A 313-nucleotide genomic window follows, 5' to 3' on the forward strand; every position below is an offset into this window, starting at 1 on the left:
CCAGCCCCGCTACCATCGCATTAAGGGTACGCTTCAAGCGACCGATCTCGTTGTGGCCGCCTTCCCCGAGTGTACCTGTCAGGTCGCCCTCGCCAACATGCTCGACGAAGGTCATCACCCGCCCGAGCGGCCGGACGATCACGCGGTTGATGGCCATCCCGAGCCCGATGCGGATCAGGAGCGTGATCAGGGCCGCGCCCCACAGGGTCAGGAACGCGGTCCGCTGCGCCTCCGCGACGCGATCGTTCAGCGCGTTCCGGGCATCGTCCTGCTTGGTCTCGATGACGGCGAGCTTTTCGCGCAGGGTGTCGAA

Annotated in this window: 1 protein-coding gene; it reads right to left on the bottom strand. The window is 66.1% G+C overall.

The window, feature by feature from the left end:
- On the bottom strand, nt 1-313 hold a 313-nt coding region (locus tag MKK70_RS09905), incomplete at both ends, for a HAMP domain-containing protein (protein ID WP_243947335.1).

Source organism: Methylobacterium sp. E-041 (genome assembly GCF_022829665.1).
Classification (GTDB): Bacteria; Pseudomonadota; Alphaproteobacteria; order Rhizobiales; family Beijerinckiaceae; genus Methylobacterium.